Here is a 20680-nt window from a genome sequence, read left to right on the forward strand (position 1 = left end):
TGTAGCTTGTTTATACCTTGTTTGTCATGAACCGCCTGCCTTTTCGGCGGGAAGCGTGATCGTGACCAGCGTGCCACCGCCCGGGCGGACGCTGTAGACAAGGCCGTACTCCTTGCCGTAGTGAAGCTGAATCCGCTGATGGATGTTCCGGACCCCGTAACCGGCTGCAGGATCATTTGTTTCACTGTTCAAGTTCCGGTTGATGGCTTCGATGTCCACCGGTTTGTAGCCATTATCGGAGATACGGATGCGCAGGATGCCCCCGGACGCCTCTGCTTCGATGCTGATTTCGCCGTCCTCGCCCATATTTTTAATGCCATGAATGATTCCGTTTTCGATCAAAGGCTGCATCGTAATTTTCGGAATGCTGAACGGGTGCAGCGATTCCGGGACGTCGATGTCCACCTGGAACACATAATCGTATCGGTTCTGCTGCAGCTTGATATAGGCGGTCGCATGCTCCAGCTCCTCTCCGAGCGTAATCAGCTCCCTCCCGCGACTCAGGCTGATTTTCATCAGCTTGGACAGGTCCTTGATCATCTCGGCCGATACGTGGTTGCCTTCCATCTTGCTTTTCCAATAGATGCTCTCCAGCGTGTTGTACAACAAGTGCGGGTTGATCTGCTGGTACAACAGCGACAGCTGCGCTTCCTTTTGCTTTAAATCCATGTCGTATTTGTAATGAATCAGATCGTTCAGGCGCCGGGCCATTTCGTAAATGGTGGAGATCAGCACGCTGACCTCGTCGTTACGCTTCCGGTGCGGCGTTTCGGGCACGGCATTCCCCGGCTCATAACGCCGGACGAAGGTGACCAGCTTCTGCAGCGGGGTCATCAAGGACCGCCAGAAATATAAAATGATGATCAAACCGGCGGCGAAATACGCGACCGAGATGATCTGGATGACATGCTTCATTTCGTCCTGCTGCTGCAGGAGCGCTTTGACCGGCACTTTGTACACCAGCTTCTGCTGGAGCACGTAGTTATAATCCACGACATAGATAAAATCCTTCGTAATGACGTCCTTGACGCCCATAGGTGAATTCCCCGGCTCCACTTCGGGAGGAAGGCTGAGCACGCCCTCGGCATCCGGCTGGGTGGAGGTCAGAATGTGATTGTTCCAATCGGTAAAATACAGCTCGCCTTCCGGCAGCGACACGGTCTTCAGCGATTCGCCGATCCGCGCGTCCACGTTCGTCACCATCAGCACGCCGATCGTACCGCCCTGATCAATGTTGTTGATCGCGCGGACATAGCCGAGCGTCTTCTGGTCGTACTGCCCCTTCGCCGGCGGGGATAAATGATCGGTGAGCCGCAAATAGCCGTTCCCTTTACGGGCTACCGCTTCGTCAAACCATTCCGGCTTCTCTGCCTCGTTCGAAAAGAAATAGACCCCGGACTTTTTGGACTCCGGATAATAAGGGGCAAAAAAGTAATGGTTGCCGGGATCGTACACGTACAGTGAATAGTACAGAGGCTGCCGCTCATCGCTCTCCTGCGAGTATGAGCTCAGCATGCGCTCCAGCTTCTCGTAGGTTTTCACCCGCTGAAGCACCGTGTCCTTCCCCGTCGTATCCAGCTGCTGGACCACCGAATTCTGAAACACCGTCGCCGTCACCTTGTTAACGGTTTCAATATCGCGGCTGATCAGTTTGAAATTTTGCTTGTTCAGCTCTATATAAGCATTGGTTACATGGCGTTTTAAAATCTGGCCCGCCCTGTTGTTGCCGTACCCGTTCAGAATAAACACAGGAATGACAAGAACCAGAAACAGCAGGATCATCTGCTGCCTGACGTTCATTCTCGCCAGCGGATTGCGGATCCCCCGCTTCATCAGTCATAACACCTCCGGCTTTCTTTCAATATACCAACAATAAAAATGGGGAAGTATGTGCGTTTCTACGACAATCATTCGCGATTGTAAGATATGCACGGTTGACAGGCCCATGGGCGATTAGTCCTAGTGTAATTTATTTTCGGCGGGTTGCCAGTAAAATTTTACGGGAGTGTTATTGGCGGATCGCCGCGGTGGAATAGCGACGGGATGACAACGGTATAACAGCGGAATAGCAAAAGGTTAACAACGGAGTCGTGACCGAAATAGCACCGGGATTGCAATTGGATTGCAACGGAATAACGGCAGATGCCCTCTTTCCTTCCTCGAAAAAATGAGCTACAATAGTGCAAATCCATTTTCACGATGATGAAGAAGAGTACGCGCGAATTGCGGCCTCACAGAGAGCCGGCGGGTGGTGCAAGCCGGTGGCGGCGCGCGCGGAAGTGGGCTTCGGAGTGCCCCGTCTGAACAGGAACGCTTCCCCAAAGAAGCGGACAGTAGGATGGGCGGCAGGTTCCCACCGTTAATCGGGGCAGGGTATCGAGGAAGGCATACGCAATTTTCTTTTCGTTTAGCGCCGGAATCCGTACCTGTTGAGCAGGGCTGCATCCCTAGAGGATGGCGGCCAATCAAGGTGGCACCGCGGGCTAGAGCCCCGTCCTTGGATAGATCTCCGTCTGGAAATTTTTTAAGCATGGAGATCCCAAGGGCGGGGCTTTTTTGGCGTTGATATAAGAACGTTATTAGCTTCGGAGACTTGGGCTTCCTTATATCGCAAGCAAAAGTTCCGCTAATTGCGGGCTGGCGCCTTAGGAGGTTCGTCGATAAACGTCTTATATCCGTTGAAATGTGCTTTGGGACTGGGGACTGAGATTGAAGCTTGACCTAAGGAAGGCATGAGCTTAAGACACACTCCCAAGCGTGGTATCGGCGTTCGGTCCTTCTGCCCGTTCAACTAAAGCAAAACTGAAAACTGCATGATTGAAGGAGGTGATGGCCATGGATGACGGCTGGTGGTGGCGTCCCGGGAAGACCGGGTTACTAGACATGATCACAAATGAAGTTCCGTATACAAACAAATGTAAATTCAGGAGGAATAACGATGACACATTCGAAAAACACAACCCCCAAGGACATTGTCCTCACCGGAGACCGGACGACCGGCAAGCTGCATCTCGGCCATTACGTCGGCAGCCTGAAGAACCGGGTGCTGCTTCAGCAGCAGTACGAAACCTATATCATGCTGGCGGATGTGCAGGCGCTGACCACCCATTTTCATACGCCGGAAATGCTGGCGGGAAGCGTGCGCCAGGTGGCGCTGGACTATTTGTCGGTAGGCATTGATCCCGACCAGGCGACGTTGTTCGTGCAGTCGATGATCCCCGAGATTGCCGAGCTGACGGTGTTTTATTCGATGTTCGTGTCGGTCAGCTCGCTGCGCCACAACCCGACGATCAAGAGCGAAGCGGCCGAGCGCGGATACGAGGATCTGTATTACGGTTTCCTCGGCTACCCGGTCAGCCAGGCGGCGGACATTACCTTCTGCAAAGCTACCCTGGTTCCCGCCGGCGATGACCAGATTCCCCATATCGAGCAGACGCGCAAAATCGTCCGGCGCTTTAACGAGCTGTACGCACCCGTCCTGGTTGAGCCGCAAATCATCGTAGGTGAACGGCTGGATGGGCTCGACGGTTCAAGTAAAATGAGCAAAAGCCTCGGCAACGCCATCTCCCTCGATTCCACCACGGATGAGGTCCGCAGCCGGATTCGCAAAGCCCCAACCGATCCGGCGCGCGTGCACAAAACCGACCCCGGCCATCCGGAGGTCTGCACGATTTACGGGTATCACCGGATTTTTCGCCCCGAGGACAGCGGCAATATTCATGACATGTGCACCCGGGGCACGCTCGGCTGCGCCACCTGCAAAGCTAAAATCACCGGTGCGATCGAAGAGGTGCTGGAGCCGATCCGCGAACGCCGCGCCCGGTATGAACAGCGTCCCGGCGACATCGACGAAATCCTGATGGCAGGTACCACCAAAGCCCGCGAGGCCGCGCGTCAAACGATGGGCGAGGTGCGGGAGGCTATGGGGATCAACTATTTTGACCGGAGATAAAATAGCAATAAAAATGGGCTGCCCGGAACCCTCCGGTTAGCCCATAGGAGAATATCCGTCCAAGGTGAGATGGCAGAAGCCGTTCCTTGGGCGGTTTTTTGATTGGTTAAAAGCTCTGGACCAGAAAGTCCCGAAATTCGCGCGCAGCTTGGGATAAATAGCGCTCCTTTTGCCATGCGATTTGGTAAGTACGCCGACAGACCGGTTCCTCGATCCGCAGCACATGAAACGAAAATCCGATCCGATCTACCAGCGTCTCAGGGATAAAAGCGATGCCTACCCCCGCCCGGATAAAATGGCCAACGGCCGAATGCTCATCCACCTCGCACACAATATCCGGCTCAAACCCGGCCTGCCTGCAAAACTGATCCGTCATTTTCCGAAATGGATTGCTGCTCTGGATGCAAATAAAAGCCTCCCCCGCCGCCTCGCTTAACCGGATACTGCTGCGGCCCGCAAACCGGTGCGACGAAGGCACCGCCAGTAAAATTTCCTCCGTCAAAAAGGAAATTCCCTCGATACCCGGCTGCTCGATCGGTGGGAACGTGATGCACAGGTCCAGCTCCCCGCTTAACAGCTTATCCCGCTTCTCCTGCTCTCTCACCTGGGAAATTTGCAGCCGGATTTCCGGATGCATCCCCAGAAAATCTCCGATCCGGTCGGAGAAGCATTTATGCGTGGTCGTCGCCAGATTCACCCTGCCTTTCTCCGCTCCCGCCAGATCTTCGAGTTCCCTTTTTCCGTCTTCCAGGGCGTTCAGCGCGGTCTCTACCCTGCGCAGATAGGCCCGGCCAAAGGCGTTCAGCCTGATCTGCCGCCCCTTCCGGTCAAACAGCGACACGCCCAGGTCCTCCTCCAGCCGTGAAATCGTCTTGCTGAGGGCAGGCTGGGCAATGCGCAGTTCCTCTGCCGCACGGGTCATGTGCTCAAGTTCGGCAACTTTGCGAAAATATTGAAGCTGCAGCAGCTCCATCGAAATCCCTCCTTATATACCAAAGGTTATTAATAAATAGCATTATATATATTTTTTATTATTTATGATCGATTATAGAATAAATACAGGCCGAAGGGTAGAGAGGCTGCTCAAACCCACCGCAGGAGGCATGAAATAAAAGCTCTGGATATCACTATATTCAATGACCGAAAGGATGATCGATAGCATGACAGAACAACAGACAATGAAAGCGGCGGTGATTCGCGCGTTCGGTCCGCCGGACGTACTGCATACGGCGGATGTTCCGCTCCCTTTACCCGGCCCTGATGAGGTCAGGGTTCGCGTAAAAGCGGCCGGCGTTCAACCGTTCGACCTGGCCGTCCGGGAAACGGGATGGATCCCGACTGGTCTAAGCATCCGGTTTCCGCAAATTCTCGGCAATGACTTCGCCGGAACGATCGAGCAGGCCGGAGACCACGTAACGGACTTTGCGGCTGGCGATGACGTGATCGGCTGGGCTCTGCTGGCCAGCTACGCCGAATACGTCGTCGTTCCCGCCAGCCAAATCGTACGTAAGCCGCCGGGCATCCCTTGGGCAGAAGCCGGGGCGCTCGCAGCTTCGGGGCAAACCGCCCACACCGCCCTGCAGGAGCTCCGCGTCGGGAAGGGCGATACTGTCCTGATCCATGGCGCCGCCGGCGGGGTCGGCACCATGGCCGTCCAGCTTGCCCGCGCCCTCGGCGCCACGGTTATCGGGACCGCCAGCAAGCGGAACCACGACTACCTGCGCGCCTTGGGGGCGATCCCCGTCGCCTACGGCCCCGGCCTGGGCGAGCGGGTCCGTGCCTTGGCTCCCGGCGGCGTCGATGCGGCCCTCGACGCTGCCGGGAGGGATGCGCTCCGCGTGTCCGTGGACCTCGTCCCGGACAGGGAGCGTATCGGCACGATCGTGGACGGCGAGCTTGCAGCGGAGCTCGGCGTCCGCATGATCCGCAATCAGCGCTCGGCCGCGCGGCTGGCCGAGCTGGCGGAGCTCTGCGCCGCGGGTAAGCTGGAGGTCCGCGTCCGCAGGACCTTCCCGCTGGAAGAGGCCGCCGCGGCGCACCGCGAACTGGCCAGCGGGCACGGCCAGGGCAAGATCGTGCTGGTGATCGGGTAAGGGAGGCCTGCTGTCCCCGCCGTTCGCCCGAAATCAGCGATTTGGTCGTGGACGCGGAGCATCGGCGTATGGACCTAGGCCAGAAGCTGGTCAGATGGATGCATCGGTTGGGCGAGGTTAAAGGCCTATGCGCAGATCGGTGTGCATTAGAAGAGAGCAGAAGCGGATTTTGAGATTACGAAGGGGTAGCAGATGTGATAGCTGATGCTGTAGTTACCTTTGCCTGCTGGCTACAGCAGCAGGAGCAGCGTTCAGGGCAGGGCTATCAAAGGGCCTTAATCAGAGGAGTTGGGCACCAGTCGGCTACGCCCTTACAGGCTTCGGAGCCGATGCTCTCCCTGCCCTAATTAGTTGCCTTAGCGCAGCAGGCATGCTCCCCCTTCCCCGAATCCAGCGGAGCGGCCGGATTCATGCTGGAGAAGCGGCAGCGGCCGCCTAAAAGCTTTCCACAGGAAAGCTAGCATCGGAAGCATAAGCTGTGAGCGAATTTCTTCCTCATCGTCCATTCCCAGAAATTCGCGAGCAACAGCGGTCGGAAGCATGAGCCGGACGCGCAGCGGGCTTACAAGAAGGCTTCGAAGCGCACTCCACCAGAAGCCACCGAGCACCCACCCTCAAGTATTACAGCTTCGGAGCCGATGCTCACGTTGAGCCGGACGCGCAGCGGGCTTGCAAGAAGACTTCGGAGCGACTCAACTAGAGGCTAAGCTTCGAAGCCTCCGCAATAAACAAGGGCTCCCCCATCCGGGGAAGCCCTTCTCGTGTTTATTATGGATTGATAAATGCCGTTCTCAGCTTCGCCACGTACTGGACGTCGAAGCCGAGGCCTTGCGCCAGCGCTGCCAGCGGTACGTACGTCTTCGATTCCTTGCCGACCTTGTTCAGGAACGCCGGTGCGCCGACGGCGACCGGTTGGCCGTTCACCTTCACGGAGCTGGCGCCGATCGTGATGACGACCGTGTTGCCCGCGTAACTGATCGTCGCGCTGGACGTCTTGCCGTCCCACTTGGAGGTGGCGCCGACCGCGTTCACGATGTCCTGGATGGCCACGAAATTTGCGCCGTTCTTGATGACCGGCTTGTAAGGCGTGTTCAGCTCCTTGCCGCCAACGATGATGCCCATCGGCGCGCCCGCCTCGTGAACAGCCAGCTTGGTGTAGCCGCCCCAGATCACTTCGGAGAAGACTTTGGCCATCGCTTCATACCCCATCTGGTTCGGGTGGATGTCCCGATCCGCGATGATATGCGTCATCGTGCCCTCGCCGCCGACGAACTCCTTGGCCACATGGGCTACCTTGACATTGACGCCCTGCGACTGATAGGAGGCCGCCATCTTGTCAATGACGTCCGTAAAAGCCTGGGCTGCCTGCCCCAGCTTCGGATACAGCGCCTTGTCGGCGATTTCCGGCATCGGCTGGTACTGGTCGGCGACCACGATCAGCGCGTCCGGATTCAAGCCGTGCAGGTCGTCCAGCACGACCTTCATACTGTCCGAGTACAGCTTGAACAGTTCCTGTACGCGGTCGGACAGCTGCTGGTCCGTCATTTGGCTCCCGGTCTCAAGCAGCTGGGACATGTCGTTGCCGCCGATCGTGATCGTAATGGCGTCCGCGGCCTTCACGGCCGCTTGGGTCTGTGGTGCCGCTGCGCCGATCTGGGCGGTCCGGGGATCCGGCAGGTTCGACTGAATCGCCTCGGCACCGATCGGCTGTCCGGCAGCGACGGCTTCCACAAAGTTTTGGAGCCCCTGGCTCTTCAGCCCGGCAATCCCCACGTTCAGCGTTTCCGTCCGGCCGTGAAGCAGCCCCTGCTCCTGCAGGCGGTCCACAAAACCGTAAGGAACGTCCTTCTCTCCCTTGCCGGGCTCATAGCCGACGGTTAACGAATCGCCGAAGGCGACGATCCGGTAGGGCTCTTTCGCCGCCGCTTGCGGTGAAGAAGCGGGTGCCGCTCCCGCCGCGCTCAGCACCAGTGCCGAGGACAGCAGCGCAACGGACAACGAGCCTATGTACTTGTGAACAGTTCGAAGCATGTGATCACTCCTTATTCAATGGAACAAGCCTCCGGCAGGACGCCAAAGGCTTGCTTGCTAACTTCAGTTTACCACCATTTACCGGTTTGGGGGATTAGTTTTTCCCCGAAATGGCGGCATGCGATTCCCGATATTCCGTCGGGGTTTGGCCCGTGGCCTTTTTAAAAACCTGGGTAAAATATTTCGGATCCTGATACCCCACCAGCGGCGCGATTTGATACACCTTTACGCTTGTATGGCTCAGCATGTATCTGGCTTTGTCCATCCGGCACTCCGTTAAAAACTCAAGGAACGTATAGCCCGACACCTGCTTGAACAAGGTGCAGAAATGGCTGATGCTCAGGTCTGCGACTTCCGCAACCTCCTCGATGCTGAGATCTTGATGATAATGGTTCGAAATATACTGCTTTGCCTTTTCAACCACAGTTGGTCCGTCTTCCCTGTGCTGGCTTTTCAGGTGATCCGTCAGCTGCACCGCAAATGCTTCTTTAAGCAGGGTGATCGCGTCATGCAGGCTTCCCTGGTCATGCAGCTCATGAATCAGGCCGTCCAGACGCCAATCCATCGGCGGATTTCCCTGCTCCAGCTGGCGGCACAGAACGATCGTCAGCTCGATGAGCAGCCGCTCGGCTCCCTCCTTCGGATAGGCCTGTTCTTCCAGATATCCCTTCAGCTCATCCCAGCATGCGTTCAGGCGCCCCGTATCGAGCGTCCGGATGGCGTCCAGCAGCTGTGATTCCAGATGCTTCGGATATTTTAAATCCGGATGCCCGGCAATATCCTCGTGTTCTGTATCGGCAAACACACCCTCCTGCTCGGAATAAAAGCGCTGGTACAGCGCCCGGGCTGCCCCGTCATAGGCTCTGCTCAGCTGATGAATTCCCCGGGTCGTCCGGCTGAGGCCCACCGAGCACTTCAGCTTGGAATACGTACGGATTCGGTCGATCAGATCATGGCCAAGCGTGATTTTCCGCGGCTGCAGCGCATCGGGGAACAGCACGATCCATTCTCCGCTGTGAAAAGGAAATACCGCCAGGCATCCGTACTGCTGCGACCACTCCTCCAAAATGTTGCGAACCGCAAACAGCCACAGCCGCTTTTCGGCCATCGACCACCGTTCGCTCAGCTGGTGGTAATGATCCAGCTGCACAACGGCCATAAAGTAGTCCTCATCCAGCTCATGGCTCTCCAGCCATGCCAGCGGTCCGCGCGGACGGTCGTTGCCCTCGATCCATTCCGCGTACATCCGCTCGCGGGCCATCACGGACAGCACCTGAACCGAGTGCAGCAGTCTGTCGTCGGCCCGCCGCGCGTCCAGCCGGGCAGCGGCCCGCTTCAGCATCTCTGTCAATTCGTCATGATCGATGGGCTTCAGCAGATAGTCGAAAGCCCCCTGCCGAAGCGCCTCCCTGGCATATTCAAATTCACCATAACCGCTGATCACGATGAAAATGCGTCCAGGGTTGCCCGTAAGCACTTCCTTCATCAGCGTAATACCATCCATGCCGGGCATGCGGATATCGCTGATGATGATGTCCGGCGCATGCTCCCGGACCAGGTCGAGCGCCCCCTCCCCGTTCTTCGCCTCGCCGGCCACCTCGATGCCCAGCTCCTCCCAGGGGATCGCAGCCTTCAGACTCCGCAGAATGATCGGTTCGTCATCCACCAATATGGCTGTGTAATGCCGGCCTGAACCTTCCATTTCCTATCCCTCCTTTCATTTCACCGCCGTGCTGCGCCTCAGATTCCAGTACTGCTGTGAGGAGACGTCCAGCTCCTGCAATGCGTCTCCTGCCGAAATGCCCCCGTGAATCATCTCTGCGATGACCGCCAGAAACGATTTGTTCACTTCCGGGGACAGCATATTGTCATAAGGAACGAAGGTTTGCGGATCCTGCTCCATTAAGGCGGTCACCTGCGGAAAAACCGGCCCGGTCCGCTCGGCATCAAAAGGAATACGCATGGACGGAATCCGCAGGCCCTCGTACACAATCCGTTTCTGCACTTCGGTCGTGTACAAGCTCTTCATCAGCTCCAGGGCCGCCTTTTTCTGCGCTTCGCTTAAATTGGAAGATAAACCGATTCCGATCGTATAACCTCCCGCAATGGACTTGGAGCCGCCGGGCTCGAGGGACGGGAACGGAATCGCCTTGATATCGTTCTGAAAATCAGCCGGCGCCCGCTCGTTATGAAACAGCGTAATGTCCCAGTTGCCGTTTAAATACATGCCCGCTTTGCCATGGCTGAACAGATCGATCGCTTCTTCGGTCGAGATATCGTTGGGATGGGGGCCGAATGCCCCCTTTTCCGCCCATGCCTCGATCTGGTTAAATGCCTTCAGATAAGCCGCATTTTGAAACGCGCTGCCGCTGTTTCCCTCGACGAGGTTTTCGATCATTTGCGGATTGCCGTAGCGGTCCATTAAATAATGGGCAAAAATAGCCGCCGGCCAGCGTTCTTCGTTGCCGAGGGCAAACGGGATATAACCGCTTTGCTGCAGCACGTCCACCGCTTCGTTTAACTCGCTTAACGTTTCCGGAATGGCGATCCCGAGCTTGCGGAACAGCGCGGCGTTCACATACAGCGGCTCCGCGTTGCCTTCAATCGGCAGGCCGTAGACATGGCGGTCGAAGGTCCACAGCTTCAAATCTTTAAATTCGTTCTCCAGGTGGTTGCCGTTCACGAACTCTGTCAAATCGAGCAGCCGGTTCGACCTGACGTACGGCTCGATCTCGGCGCCGCCAAACAGGACAAACATGTCCGGAGGCGTGCCGGTCACCATCTCGCTCTTGAGCTTCTGCTCCCGGTGGATCGTTTGATCCATCCCGTCGAAGTTGACCTTGACGTTGGGATGGGCCTCCTCAAACTCGCGCACAACGTCTTCAAAAATGTTCAGCATCGGCCGGTCATGCTCGCTGATCCAGAAATGCCGGAAGGTCAGCGTGACCTTATCGGTGGCGTCCTCCTCGATCGGCTCATGGTTCGCATGCGCCACGACGACGACCGTGCTCGTCAGTACGACCGCATAGAGGAGCACCCAGCCCCAGCTTCGCAATTTTCTTCTTAACATCCGTTTTTCTCCTCCCCTGACGCACCGGTGCTATGGCATAATCTTCGGAACCCGGATCCGGACGACCGATCCGCCGCCGGGAGAGGAGCATATGAGAATGCCGTAATAGCCTCCGAACCGGATCCGCAGCCGTTCATGGACGTTTTTCAGACCCACGCCGCTGTCATGGTACTTTTTCGATCCGGCGGACTCCTTGTTCCAAATGCGAAGAAGCGACTCCGGATCAAAGCCCGGCCCGTTGTCCGTCACGTCGATGACGATATCCCGGCCGGCTTCAATGGCCTGGATGCGGATATATCCTTTGTCCTCCATCGGCTCAATGGCGTGGTACAAAGCGTTTTCAACAATCGGCTGTACGATCAGCTTCTGAGTCATATATGATCGCAGCGTCTCGGGAATGTCGATTTCATAGTCAAACCGGTCTTCGAACCGGTATTTCTGAATGTTCAAGTAATGGCGCACATGCTCAAACTCCATATACAGCGGAATAAGCTCCTGGTTCTCGCTGATGCTGATCCGCAGCAGCTTGCCGAGAGAAATGACCATTTTGCTGATATCCCGGTTCCCGGCCAGCACCGCCATCGAGTTGATCGACTCCAGCGAATTGTAAATAAAATGGGGATTGATCTGGGCCACCAGCGCCTGCAGCTCGGCTTCCTTCTTGCGGGTCTGCTCCGTCTCGACCTGCTGGATCAGCTCCTGGATCTGCGAGCTCATCCGGTTAAAGCCGTCGATCAGCAGATCGGTTTCATCATCGCTTTGCGTATGGGATGTGATCGGCACGAAGATGCCCTGCTTAACCCGCTTCATGCCGTTTACGGCGCTGATCAGGCTGCGGACCAGCCTGCGGATAAAAAATTGGTCGAACCAAAGTGCCGACAGCAAAGAAAACAGTCCTAAAATAATGGCGATATTCCGAATGGAAACGGATTCAGAACGAATCAGCTTCAGCGGCGTCACCGCAACCAAATACCACTGTTCGTTGTGGGACGGCAGAAAGGTAATGAGCGATTTTTCATGATGAAAAGAATCGACGTAATAGTCCTTCGTCTTGGTGTACGTGTCTGACAGAAAAGGAAAAGAGATGTTCTCCCCGATCCGGTCTCCGGATTTGTTAAATACGACACTGCCCTCTTTGTTCACCAGCAGAATGTCCCCGTTCTTCAGCGTCGCGGCTTCCCAGAATACCTGATCCAAAATGTCCGGCTTCACATAGATGACCAGATAGCCGATCGTCTCCAGCGAGTAGTAGTCTTTGATGACGCGGGCATGAATCATGACGGGACGGCCCGCTGCCGCCGAACCGTTCTCCCCCGGCCCAGACCATACCGGACGCCCTTCGGCGCCAAGCATGGACGCATACCAGGTTTGCCGCTTCAAATCGCCGAATGACATTGGCGCATTGTACTGATAAATCAATTGGCTGGTGGAGTACAGGCTGAACGAAGTAATCATCGGGTGGTTGATCAGCAAATTGTTGATCTCCTGCTTGCGGTCGTACGTCACACTTACGTCCGGATTTTTCAGAAACTGCTGAATGACCGGCTGGGTAATCGCCGCATTGGAGACGGAGTTGATCTCATTCAAGGCGAACTTGAGCTTGCGGTCCGTCTCCAGCAGCGAAATCCAGTAGAAATTGTTCGACTTCTTCTCCATGGCGCTGGAAAAGTTGTAATAGGTGACCACGCCCATGATGATGACCGGTATGAACACCAGAAGAATAATAGCCAGTAATATTTTGCGGCGGAGCTTCATGGCACTTGGGTCCTCCTGCCTCCTGCTTCTATGTCTTTAGATCTATTCATTCTTCATGGCATGAAATAATTCCTTCGTGTCTGGCAGATTTTAGAGGAATCAGCTCTTGATGGCCCCGGAGGTCAAGCCTGCGATGACCCAGCGGCTGAAGAGAAGGAACACGATCAGAAGGGGCAGCGTCGCCGTAAACGTCGCGGACATGATCATGCCGTAATCGAGCCCGTCGCGGTTGGAGAACAGCTGCTGCAGTGCGATTTGGATCGTAAAATGCTCACTGTTCTTCAGCACGACGAGCGGCCAGAAGAAGTCGTTCCAGACGTTCATAAAATTGAGAATGCCAAGCGTCGCCATGGCCGGCGTAATGACAGGGACCGCTATGCTCCAGAAAATCCGGAAATGCCCGCCGCCGTCGATCCGTCCGGACTCGATCAGCTCGGAGTGGACCGCCGTGGAAATATACTGCCGCATCCAGAAAATCCCGAAGGCGTTCACCATCGCCGGCACGATCAGCGCCTTGTACGTATCGATCCAGTGCAGCTTCGCCATGATGATGTACGTCGGCAGCACGCTCAGCTGGGTCGGCACGAACAGGGTCGCGATGACGAAGTAAAAGAGTGCATTTTTCAGCGGAAAATCGTACTTGGCAAAGGCGTATCCGGCTAAGGTGCAGAAGAACACCACCGACACGGTCACCATGGAAGAGACAAAGAGCGAATTGAGCAGCGCGCGAAAGAAGTCCGTCCGCTCCAGCACCCGCTGGAAATTGTTCAGAAACTCGCCGCCGATGGACAGCATCGGGGGAATATGAAATACCGCCCCGCGGTCATTCGTCGCAATGACAAACATCCAGTAAAAAGGAAAGATCGAGACCAGCGCCCCGAGCACGAGCAAAATGTAAAAGAGGGTTTTGCCGATAATTCCCGTATCCCCCGGCGTCCGGGAAGAAGCCGTTTGAAGTGAACTCATGCCTTACCACCTTCCGTATCTCCGTTCATCCGTCCCGACACCCACATGTTAATCATGGAGAAGATGATCGTAATGATAAACAGCATGACCGCCGTGGCCGCCGCCGTTCCGAAAAATCCGTTGCGGAAAGCTTCGCTGTACAAATAAGTCACCATCGTAATCCCTTCCTGGCGGGTCGATCCCGTTCCGGACTGCCCCAAATAGACGTACGGTTCGGTAAACAGCTGGAGCGCGCCGATGGTCGAGATCAGCGTCACGAAGACGATAAACGGCTTGAGCAGCGGCAGCGTAATGTAGGCCAGCTGCTGGCGGCGGTTCGCCCCGTCGATCCGGGCGGCTTCGTACAGGTCCATCGGAATGCTCTGCAGGCCGGACAAGAAAATGATCGCGTTGTAGCCCGTCCAGCGCCACATGACCATGGTGGAGATGGCGATTTTGACGCCCCACCAGCCGGAGTTAAAGGCCACGCTCTCCAGCCCCAGGCCGTTCAGGATCCAGTTGATCATGCCGTTGTTGCCGAACAGGGTGCTGAATACGAGTGTCACAGCAACGATCGACGTAATGTTGGGCATGAAAAAGAGAACCCGGAACGTCTTCTTGAACCGGGTCATCGCCGAGTTGAGCATGACCGCCAGCAGAAGCGCAATAATCAGCTGCGGGACAGTGCCCATCACGCCCATGATGAGCGTATTGCTGAACGAGATCCAGAAGGTCGGATCGCTCGTGATCAGGTCGTAGTTTTTCATCCCGACGTATTTCATCGGGCCGAGCGCATCCCACTTGTAGAAGGACAAATAAATCGTAAAGAATATCGGGTACAACCCGAAAATGGCGAACAAAATAAAAAAAGGCGAAATAAACGTATAGGCTGTCATCCGGCTCCGCCTTTGCTCCGTCAGAAAAGGCTTCTTGCTGCTCCGGGCCTGCGAAGCGATTACGGTTTCTGCCATGCTGCACCTCCGCGGTTCTCATAGGATCATCCAAACCCGCCAGCGCGGCGCTGCGGCCGTCCTGACGAATTTGGATGCAGAATCAATGCTTTAACATTTGAATTTCGGAAAAATGGTTAGCTGCGTTCCGCCAGCGTTTTGGCTTTCTCGACGGCAGCGTCCCATTCTTTGGCCGGGTCGGCTTTTTTCTCAAGGACGTTTTTCAGCGCATCCTTGAAGAACGTATCCGTCTGGTCATGCAGCGGACCGTAGTAGACCGGTTTGACGCGCTGCGCGGCTTTGCCGTATTCCACGGCCGTCGCCTGACCGCCAAAGAAATCGTCCTTGAAGCCGGTGAAGGCTTCATCTGTGTACAAGGCAGGAATCGAAGGCATCAAGCCTTTGGACTTGAACGATTCCAGCTGATTCTCCTTGCTGTCGAGCCAGGCGATGAATTCGTAAGCTTCCTTCGAATGCTTGCCCTGCTTCGGCAGCGTCAGGAAGGAACCGCCCCAGTTACCCGCGCCTTCAGGCAGCTGCGTAATTCTCCATTTGCCGGAGGAGTCCGGACCGTTGGTCTTGATGTTGCCGGCCATCCAAGCCGGTCCGAGCATGACGCCGAATCCGCCGTCGTTGGTCGCCTGACCCCATTCCGGAGACCACAGCAGCGTATTGCCGATCCACCCCTCCTGAATGCCTTTGACTGTAAAGTCATAGGCTTTTTTCACCATCGGGTTTTTGTCGCCGATGAAAGAGCCGTCCGCCTTGCTGAAATAGATCTCACCGTCGGATTGGTCACGAACGCCGTTGTAGACCAGATCCGTCAAGTCCGCAAACGGCTTGCCGGTTTTCTCTTTGAACTGCTTTGCCACAGCAGCGAACTTATCCCACGTATCGATCGCCTTGCCGAATTCTTCCGGATCGGTCGGCAGCCCCGCCTTCTCCATCAAATCGGTGCGGTAATACACGACGGTCGGGCCGATGTCGGTCGGAAGCCCGATCTGGAAGCTGCCGTCCTTGGACGAGCCCTGCTTCCATTTCCAGTCCAGGTAGTTGGCGGCGATATCTTTAGCCCCTAAATCATTCAGGTTGTAAAATTTGTCTTCCGCTGTAATGAACCGCTCCATGAAGCCGATCTCCAGCATAAAGATGTCCGGAGCTCCGGATCCGGCGGACAAAGCCGTCGTCAGGTTGTTATGGTGCGCGGTCTGGTCGGAAGTGTTCTGGAATTTGATCGTAATGTTGGGATGCTCTTTGGTGTATTCTTTGCCGAGCTCTTCATAGTTGGTCGTGCCGAGCGACCAGAAGGACAGCTCGATCTTCTCGTCCGAGCTCGTCTTTGAGGAATCGTCCGTCGTGGCCGCCGGCTCTGCCGTTCCTTCCGAGGCACCGCTGCCGCTTTTACTGCCCCCGCCGCAGGCGGACAAGGATACCATCAGGATGAGCGCAAGCAGCATGACCGGCCATTTCTTGCCTTTTCTCATTTGTTTAATGCCCCTCTCGAAAATAGGTTGATTTACAAGGATCAGTCTACCGGATCGCTTTCCAAATTTTGAGGAGGCAATATTGCGATTTAGGGTTGAAATTATTACGGTGGGGATGCGCTGTACAAAGTGATGGGAAAGTATGTTGGAGAGAAATCTCAGCTTGGAGGTACATTTCGGAGTCCTTAACAAACGACAAAAGACCTGTACGGCCTCTCTGCCGGAACCGGCAGCTGCCACACAGGTCTAATTTGGGCTGATCAAGCGATACTGTTCTCTACGACTTCTCGTTCTCCAGGGATTTGCTTTCGGAAGCTCCGTCCCCTTCGGCTCTCTTCATATATTTATCATACCGGTCATCAAGCTCCTTCGCCATGCCCCGGTAAATCTTCGTCTCTTCCACGATCGGGTCCATCTTCGTCTGGATCCGGATTTCATATCTTGGAGAAATGAGCTCGCGCTCCTTCTCTTCACGGTCTTGCTGCTGCTGCAGCTCGCCTTCGGTCAGCATGTCACTGAGCTGCCGCTCCAAATTGTCCTTCTCACTCATGGGTTGACACTCCTTTGCGCTGTACCGGTGGCCTGCCACCGCGTGAATAAGATCGATTACGTCTTTTGTTTGGTTACCCCGATTCAAGCCTAATGAAACAGCCTGACAGTCAAGCTCAGCCTCTGAGTCTCCGAACTATTCGCCGGTCCCCTTCGCTTCCTTCAATGCGCCGACCAGCTCCTGCTGGATCAGCCCGTTCGTGGCGACCACATGGCGTACGCCCAGATGATAAGGATTGCCGAGCGTATCGGTGATGCTGCCGCCGGACTCGGTGATCATCAGCGATCCCGCCGCCAGGTCCCAGGCGTTCAAGCCGACTTCCCAGTAACCGGTAAGCCGCCCGCTGGCAACATAAGCCAGATGCAGGGCTGCAGAGCCCCCGGAGCGGATGTTGCGCACCCGCGGCGCAAGGTAATTGAGTCCGGCCATATTTTGCGGAAGCGTCGTATCTCTTCCCACCGGAAAGCCTGTTGCTAGAAGGCTCTCATTCAGCGTTTCCTGCTGGGAAACGGACATGCGCTTGCCATGCACATAGGCGCCCTTGCCCTTCTCAGCCACAAACATTTCATCGCGTGAAGGATCATAAATGACGCCGACGATCACTTCTCCTTTATGCGCCAAGGCAATGGATACGGAAAAGAACGGATATCCGTGAACATAGTTCGTCGTTCCGTCCACCGGATCCACAATCCACAAGTATTCTTCATCCAGCGCCTGCTCAAGCGCTTTCTTGGAAGCCTCCGGCCCGGGCTCGACCCCTTCCTCGCCAAGAAGCGCATGATCCGGAAAATGAGTGAAAATCAGCTTGCGGATCATTTGCTCGGCGCCCTTGTCCACTTCGGTGACCAAATCCGGCGCTCCGGACTTGGTATCCAGCTGTTTTACCGTGCCCAGTTTACTCTTAATCCATTCGCCTGCTTTCGAGGCGGCGTTAATCGCTACAGCCGTAAAGCTCTTGCTGGTTACGACATATGGTACCTTACCCTCTTGGTTCAAAGCATTCACTCTACTTTCTGATTAGATCTGTACTTTGGGGGCCCCGTCCGCGGGCGGAGCCAAGACGACTCATGAACACAGCTCCCGTCCCCGTGTGGATCAGCTTATAACGTCACACCGCTGATTCTATCTCTTAAAACTATACGTATAGACTCCGGCAAAGTTTCGCCCGATTCGGACCGGGAAACCGATTTCCACATTGGCCCCAAAGGTGATGCCCGTAAAGAAATTAGCCTTTTCTAGGGTGTAATCTCAATACTCGCACCATCCAGAATACGCACCCCGTCACCCTGATATGCCTGAAAATCCTCCATCAGCTTGAACAGCGCCCCGTCCTTGGCTTTGGCTTCAATCATGACATCCACAGCAGGTGTATCTCCCGCAATCTTCCGTAAAAAGGTCAAGAGCGGCTCCATCTCGACGTGATCGGCATGGCCGCGCGGGTCCGACTTGCTCTTGGGGCTGGACACGTGAATTTTCGGCGGAAGCGGCTTGTCCTTCGCCGCATCGGCCTGCGCCAGCGGCGTCGACCAGGTCTGAAGGATGTCCGGCCACAGCTCCCAGGGCTTCTCCCCATCATTATTGACCCATTGGTGGTGAATATCCAGCACCATCGGCAGTCCGACATGCTGACAGACCTCAAGCGTCTCGACGGCCGTGAACGTCTTGTCGTCGTTTTCCAGCGTCAGCCGCTGCTTGATGTCTTCGTCCAACGCGGCAAAATGCTCCTCAAACCGCTGCGCCGCAGCGGTTTTGTCACCATAAGCTCCGCCGATATGTATGTTGTTCTTCGCTGTCGCGTTCAGCCCCATCGCCTTCAGCATCGTAACATGGTGGCGGAGGTCGCGAATGGAGCTCTCCAGCACCTCGGCCCGGGGTGTGCTGAGCACCGTGAAATGATCGGGGTGAAAAGACACCCGCATGTCATGCTGCATGACGTAGTTGCCCACCTCGGCAAACGGCTCGCGAAGCGCTTCATATGGGCTCCAATCGCTTAGGTCCGAATGGGTCGCCAGCGGAATCAGTTTGGAAGAAAACCGGTACACATGAATGCCGCTGCCATGGTTATGCTTCAGCAGCCGCAGCGTGTTATGCAAATTTTCGGCCGCAATCCGCTCCAGTTTGCGAATGGCCGCCTCCCGATCGTTCAGTTTGGTGAAACTGGCCATCGTCATCGTTTTGGAGGGAGACGCATCTTTTATTACGGTTGACATCGCCACGTATCCGAAACGGACCCTCATCATCGGCTTCTACTCCTCTTGGTTATAAAATCATCCTTAAGAAGTATGTTCCCCAAAAAACATTTCGTAAGCCAAATCGGTCTGAATCCGCGACTCCTCGTCGGTCAGCTTGCGGATGAGCTCCATTTCGACCTCCGTAACCTCCTGCCCCTGAAAATTGATCTCGGCGATGCAGCCGACGATCTTAACGATCGCCACAGCCACGTTGTTCGGGGTATAGGCAATCACTTTCTGGCCTGTCGGGAAGACGCGGAAGCCTTGCTTAACCATTTTGCCGCGTCCGTATTCGAGCAGCTCGTACAGCTCCTGGTCGCTTTTGAACTTGCACACGGAATTAAATTCGGTCTGGAAACCCATCATTTCATCTCCTTCTCCTGATTAAAATGGAAAAGGTACCCGGCCTATACTGCAGAGCCGGCCGGATACCTTATATGTGTTGCTGTACGTCTAACCGTTCATTCTGGCGGACCTTCACTCAAGCAATCTCGCAGCGCCAAGTTAAATGTCGTTGGCAAATACCAGCGACTGCTTGCTGTTGTAGCGCTCCAGCGCCAGCTCGATCATCCGGTCCAGCAGCGCCTGATAGCCGAGGCCCGTTTCACGCCAGAGCAGCGGATACATGCTGTATGGAGTGAAGCCCGGCATCGTGTTGACCTCATTGATGAAGATGGCGCCGTCCGATTTGCGGATGAAGAAATCCGCCCGGGTAATGCCGCTGCCTTCGATCGCCTGAAAAGCAATCAGAGCGAGCTCCCGCAGCCGGTCCGCCGTCTCGGCATCCAGCGAAGCCGGAATGACCATTTCGGATTGCCCATCCGTATACTTCGCCGCGTAGTCGTAATAATCGCTGGAGGAAATAATTTCTCCCGGCACAGATGCCATCGGCTCGTCATTGCCGAGCACAGCCACCTCCACTTCGCGCGCGTCTACAAACTCTTCGACGATGACTTTGAGGTCATAGCGGAAAGCGAGCTCAATCGCCTGCTCCAGCTCCTCGCGGTTTCTCGTCTTGGAGATGCCTACGCTCGATCCCAAATTCGCCGGTTTTACAAAGCATGGGTATCCAAGGTCGTCTTCGACGCCCATGATCAGATTGAAGCTGCTGCGCTCCCACTGCGATTTCGTGAAAAAGCGGTAGCCGCATTGAGGCAGGCCCGCCTGCGCAAACAGCTTTTTCATTACGGCCTTATCCATTCCGGCTGCGGAAGCCAGGACTCCGGCGCCTACGTAAGGAATGTTCGCCATTTCGAACAGACCCTGGATGGTTCCGTCTTCCCCAAAGGTTCCGTGAAGAAGCGGGAACATCAGGTCGATGCCGGCCTCACCGCCGTACAGCCTGCTGAAAATCGCTCCCAGCGCCGCTTCCGTGCCCTCCTGGCTTTGTTCCAGCTTCAACTGGTCCAGCTTGCCGAGGGGGGCCTGCAGCGTCGTTCCTTTTCTCCACTCGCCCTGCTTCGTAATATAGAATGGAATAAGTTCGTATTTATCGTAATCAAAGGCGTTCATCACCGCAAAGGCCGTCTGCAGCGATACCTCGTGTTCTCCTGATTTACCGCCGTACACAAGGCCTACGGTTGTTTTGTTGTTCCCCATGCCAAACCTCTCTTTTTCCT

Annotated in this window: 16 protein-coding genes and 1 other annotated feature; of the genes, 2 read left to right on the plus strand and 14 right to left on the minus strand. The window is 55.7% G+C overall.

Going from position 1 to position 20680, the window contains the following annotated elements; translation table 11 throughout:
* Nucleotides 1–24: 24 nt before the first annotated feature.
* A complete protein-coding gene (locus GCU45_RS12915; protein ID WP_152399243.1) occupies nt 25–1833 on the minus strand; it encodes a sensor histidine kinase in 1809 nt (602 codons plus the stop codon).
* 357 nt (nt 1834–2190) lie between these two features.
* Nucleotides 2191–2502, plus strand: a binding site (T-box leader).
* 436 nt (nt 2503–2938) lie between these two features.
* On the opposite strand from GCU45_RS12915, the gene trpS reads away from it, so the two are divergent.
* On the plus strand, nt 2939–3952 hold the full coding sequence (gene trpS / locus GCU45_RS12920) for a tryptophan--tRNA ligase (RefSeq protein ID WP_152399244.1): 1014 nt from the start codon (nt 2939–2941) through the stop codon (nt 3950–3952).
* A 106-nt stretch (nt 3953–4058) separates the two neighbouring features.
* Here the strand turns inward: trpS and GCU45_RS12925 are convergent, their stop codons facing one another.
* On the minus strand, nt 4059–4925 hold the full coding sequence (locus GCU45_RS12925) for a LysR family transcriptional regulator (RefSeq protein WP_152399245.1): 867 nt from the start codon (nt 4923–4925) through the stop codon (nt 4059–4061).
* A 205-nt stretch (nt 4926–5130) separates the two neighbouring features.
* On the opposite strand from GCU45_RS12925, the gene GCU45_RS12930 reads away from it, so the two are divergent.
* The gene (locus GCU45_RS12930) at nt 5131–6045 is read left to right on the plus strand and encodes an NADP-dependent oxidoreductase (protein ID WP_152403028.1); all 915 of its coding nucleotides are present in this window, start codon (nt 5131–5133) and stop codon (nt 6043–6045) included.
* A 768-nt stretch (nt 6046–6813) separates the two neighbouring features.
* Here the strand turns inward: GCU45_RS12930 and GCU45_RS12935 are convergent.
* From GCU45_RS12935 to GCU45_RS12990, 12 genes are all read right to left on the minus strand, one after another.
* Nucleotides 6814–8076, minus strand: coding sequence for an SGNH/GDSL hydrolase family protein (locus tag GCU45_RS12935; protein WP_152399246.1), 1263 nt, complete (start codon nt 8074–8076; stop codon nt 6814–6816).
* 94 nt (nt 8077–8170) lie between these two features.
* Complete coding sequence (locus tag GCU45_RS12940; RefSeq protein WP_152399247.1) at nt 8171–9778, minus strand: response regulator; 1608 nt, start codon at nt 9776–9778, stop codon at nt 8171–8173.
* Nucleotides 9779–9793: 15 nt separating this feature from the next.
* A complete protein-coding gene (locus tag GCU45_RS12945; RefSeq protein ID WP_152399248.1) occupies nt 9794–11146 on the minus strand; it encodes an ABC transporter substrate-binding protein in 1353 nt (450 codons plus the stop codon).
* Between the two features lie 30 nt (nt 11147–11176).
* A complete protein-coding gene (locus GCU45_RS12950) occupies nt 11177–12901 on the minus strand; it encodes a sensor histidine kinase (protein ID WP_152399249.1) in 1725 nt (574 codons plus the stop codon).
* A gap of 99 nt (nt 12902–13000) precedes the next feature.
* Nucleotides 13001–13867: a carbohydrate ABC transporter permease gene (locus GCU45_RS12955; protein ID WP_076175792.1), complete on the minus strand. Its 867-nt coding sequence runs from the start codon at nt 13865–13867 to the stop codon at nt 13001–13003.
* A complete protein-coding gene (locus GCU45_RS12960; protein WP_152399250.1) occupies nt 13864–14817 on the minus strand; it encodes a carbohydrate ABC transporter permease in 954 nt (317 codons plus the stop codon). The genes GCU45_RS12955 and GCU45_RS12960 overlap by 4 nt, the downstream gene beginning before the upstream one ends.
* 116 nt (nt 14818–14933) lie before the next feature.
* Nucleotides 14934–16280, minus strand: a complete 1347-nt coding sequence (locus GCU45_RS12965) for an ABC transporter substrate-binding protein (RefSeq protein ID WP_152399251.1) — start codon at nt 16278–16280, stop codon at nt 14934–14936.
* A 277-nt stretch (nt 16281–16557) separates the two neighbouring features.
* On the minus strand, nt 16558–16830 hold the full coding sequence (locus tag GCU45_RS12970) for a hypothetical protein (RefSeq protein WP_152399252.1): 273 nt from the start codon (nt 16828–16830) through the stop codon (nt 16558–16560).
* 135 nt (nt 16831–16965) lie between these two features.
* A complete protein-coding gene (locus GCU45_RS12975; protein WP_076175801.1) occupies nt 16966–17826 on the minus strand; it encodes an inositol monophosphatase family protein in 861 nt (286 codons plus the stop codon).
* A gap of 239 nt (nt 17827–18065) precedes the next feature.
* Nucleotides 18066–19067, minus strand: a complete 1002-nt coding sequence (gene uvsE, locus GCU45_RS12980) for a UV DNA damage repair endonuclease UvsE (protein WP_152403030.1) — start codon at nt 19065–19067, stop codon at nt 18066–18068.
* Between the two features lie 36 nt (nt 19068–19103).
* Nucleotides 19104–19424, minus strand: coding sequence for a hypothetical protein (locus tag GCU45_RS12985; RefSeq protein WP_076175803.1), 321 nt, complete (start codon nt 19422–19424; stop codon nt 19104–19106).
* Nucleotides 19425–19565: 141 nt separating this feature from the next.
* Nucleotides 19566–20660: a D-alanine--D-alanine ligase gene (locus GCU45_RS12990; protein WP_152399253.1), complete on the minus strand. Its 1095-nt coding sequence runs from the start codon at nt 20658–20660 to the stop codon at nt 19566–19568.
* Between the last annotated feature and the right edge of the window lie 20 nt (nt 20661–20680).

It is taken from the genome of Paenibacillus cellulositrophicus (assembly GCF_009363095.1).
GTDB classification, from domain to species: domain Bacteria; phylum Bacillota; class Bacilli; order Paenibacillales; family Paenibacillaceae; genus Paenibacillus_AQ; species Paenibacillus_AQ favisporus.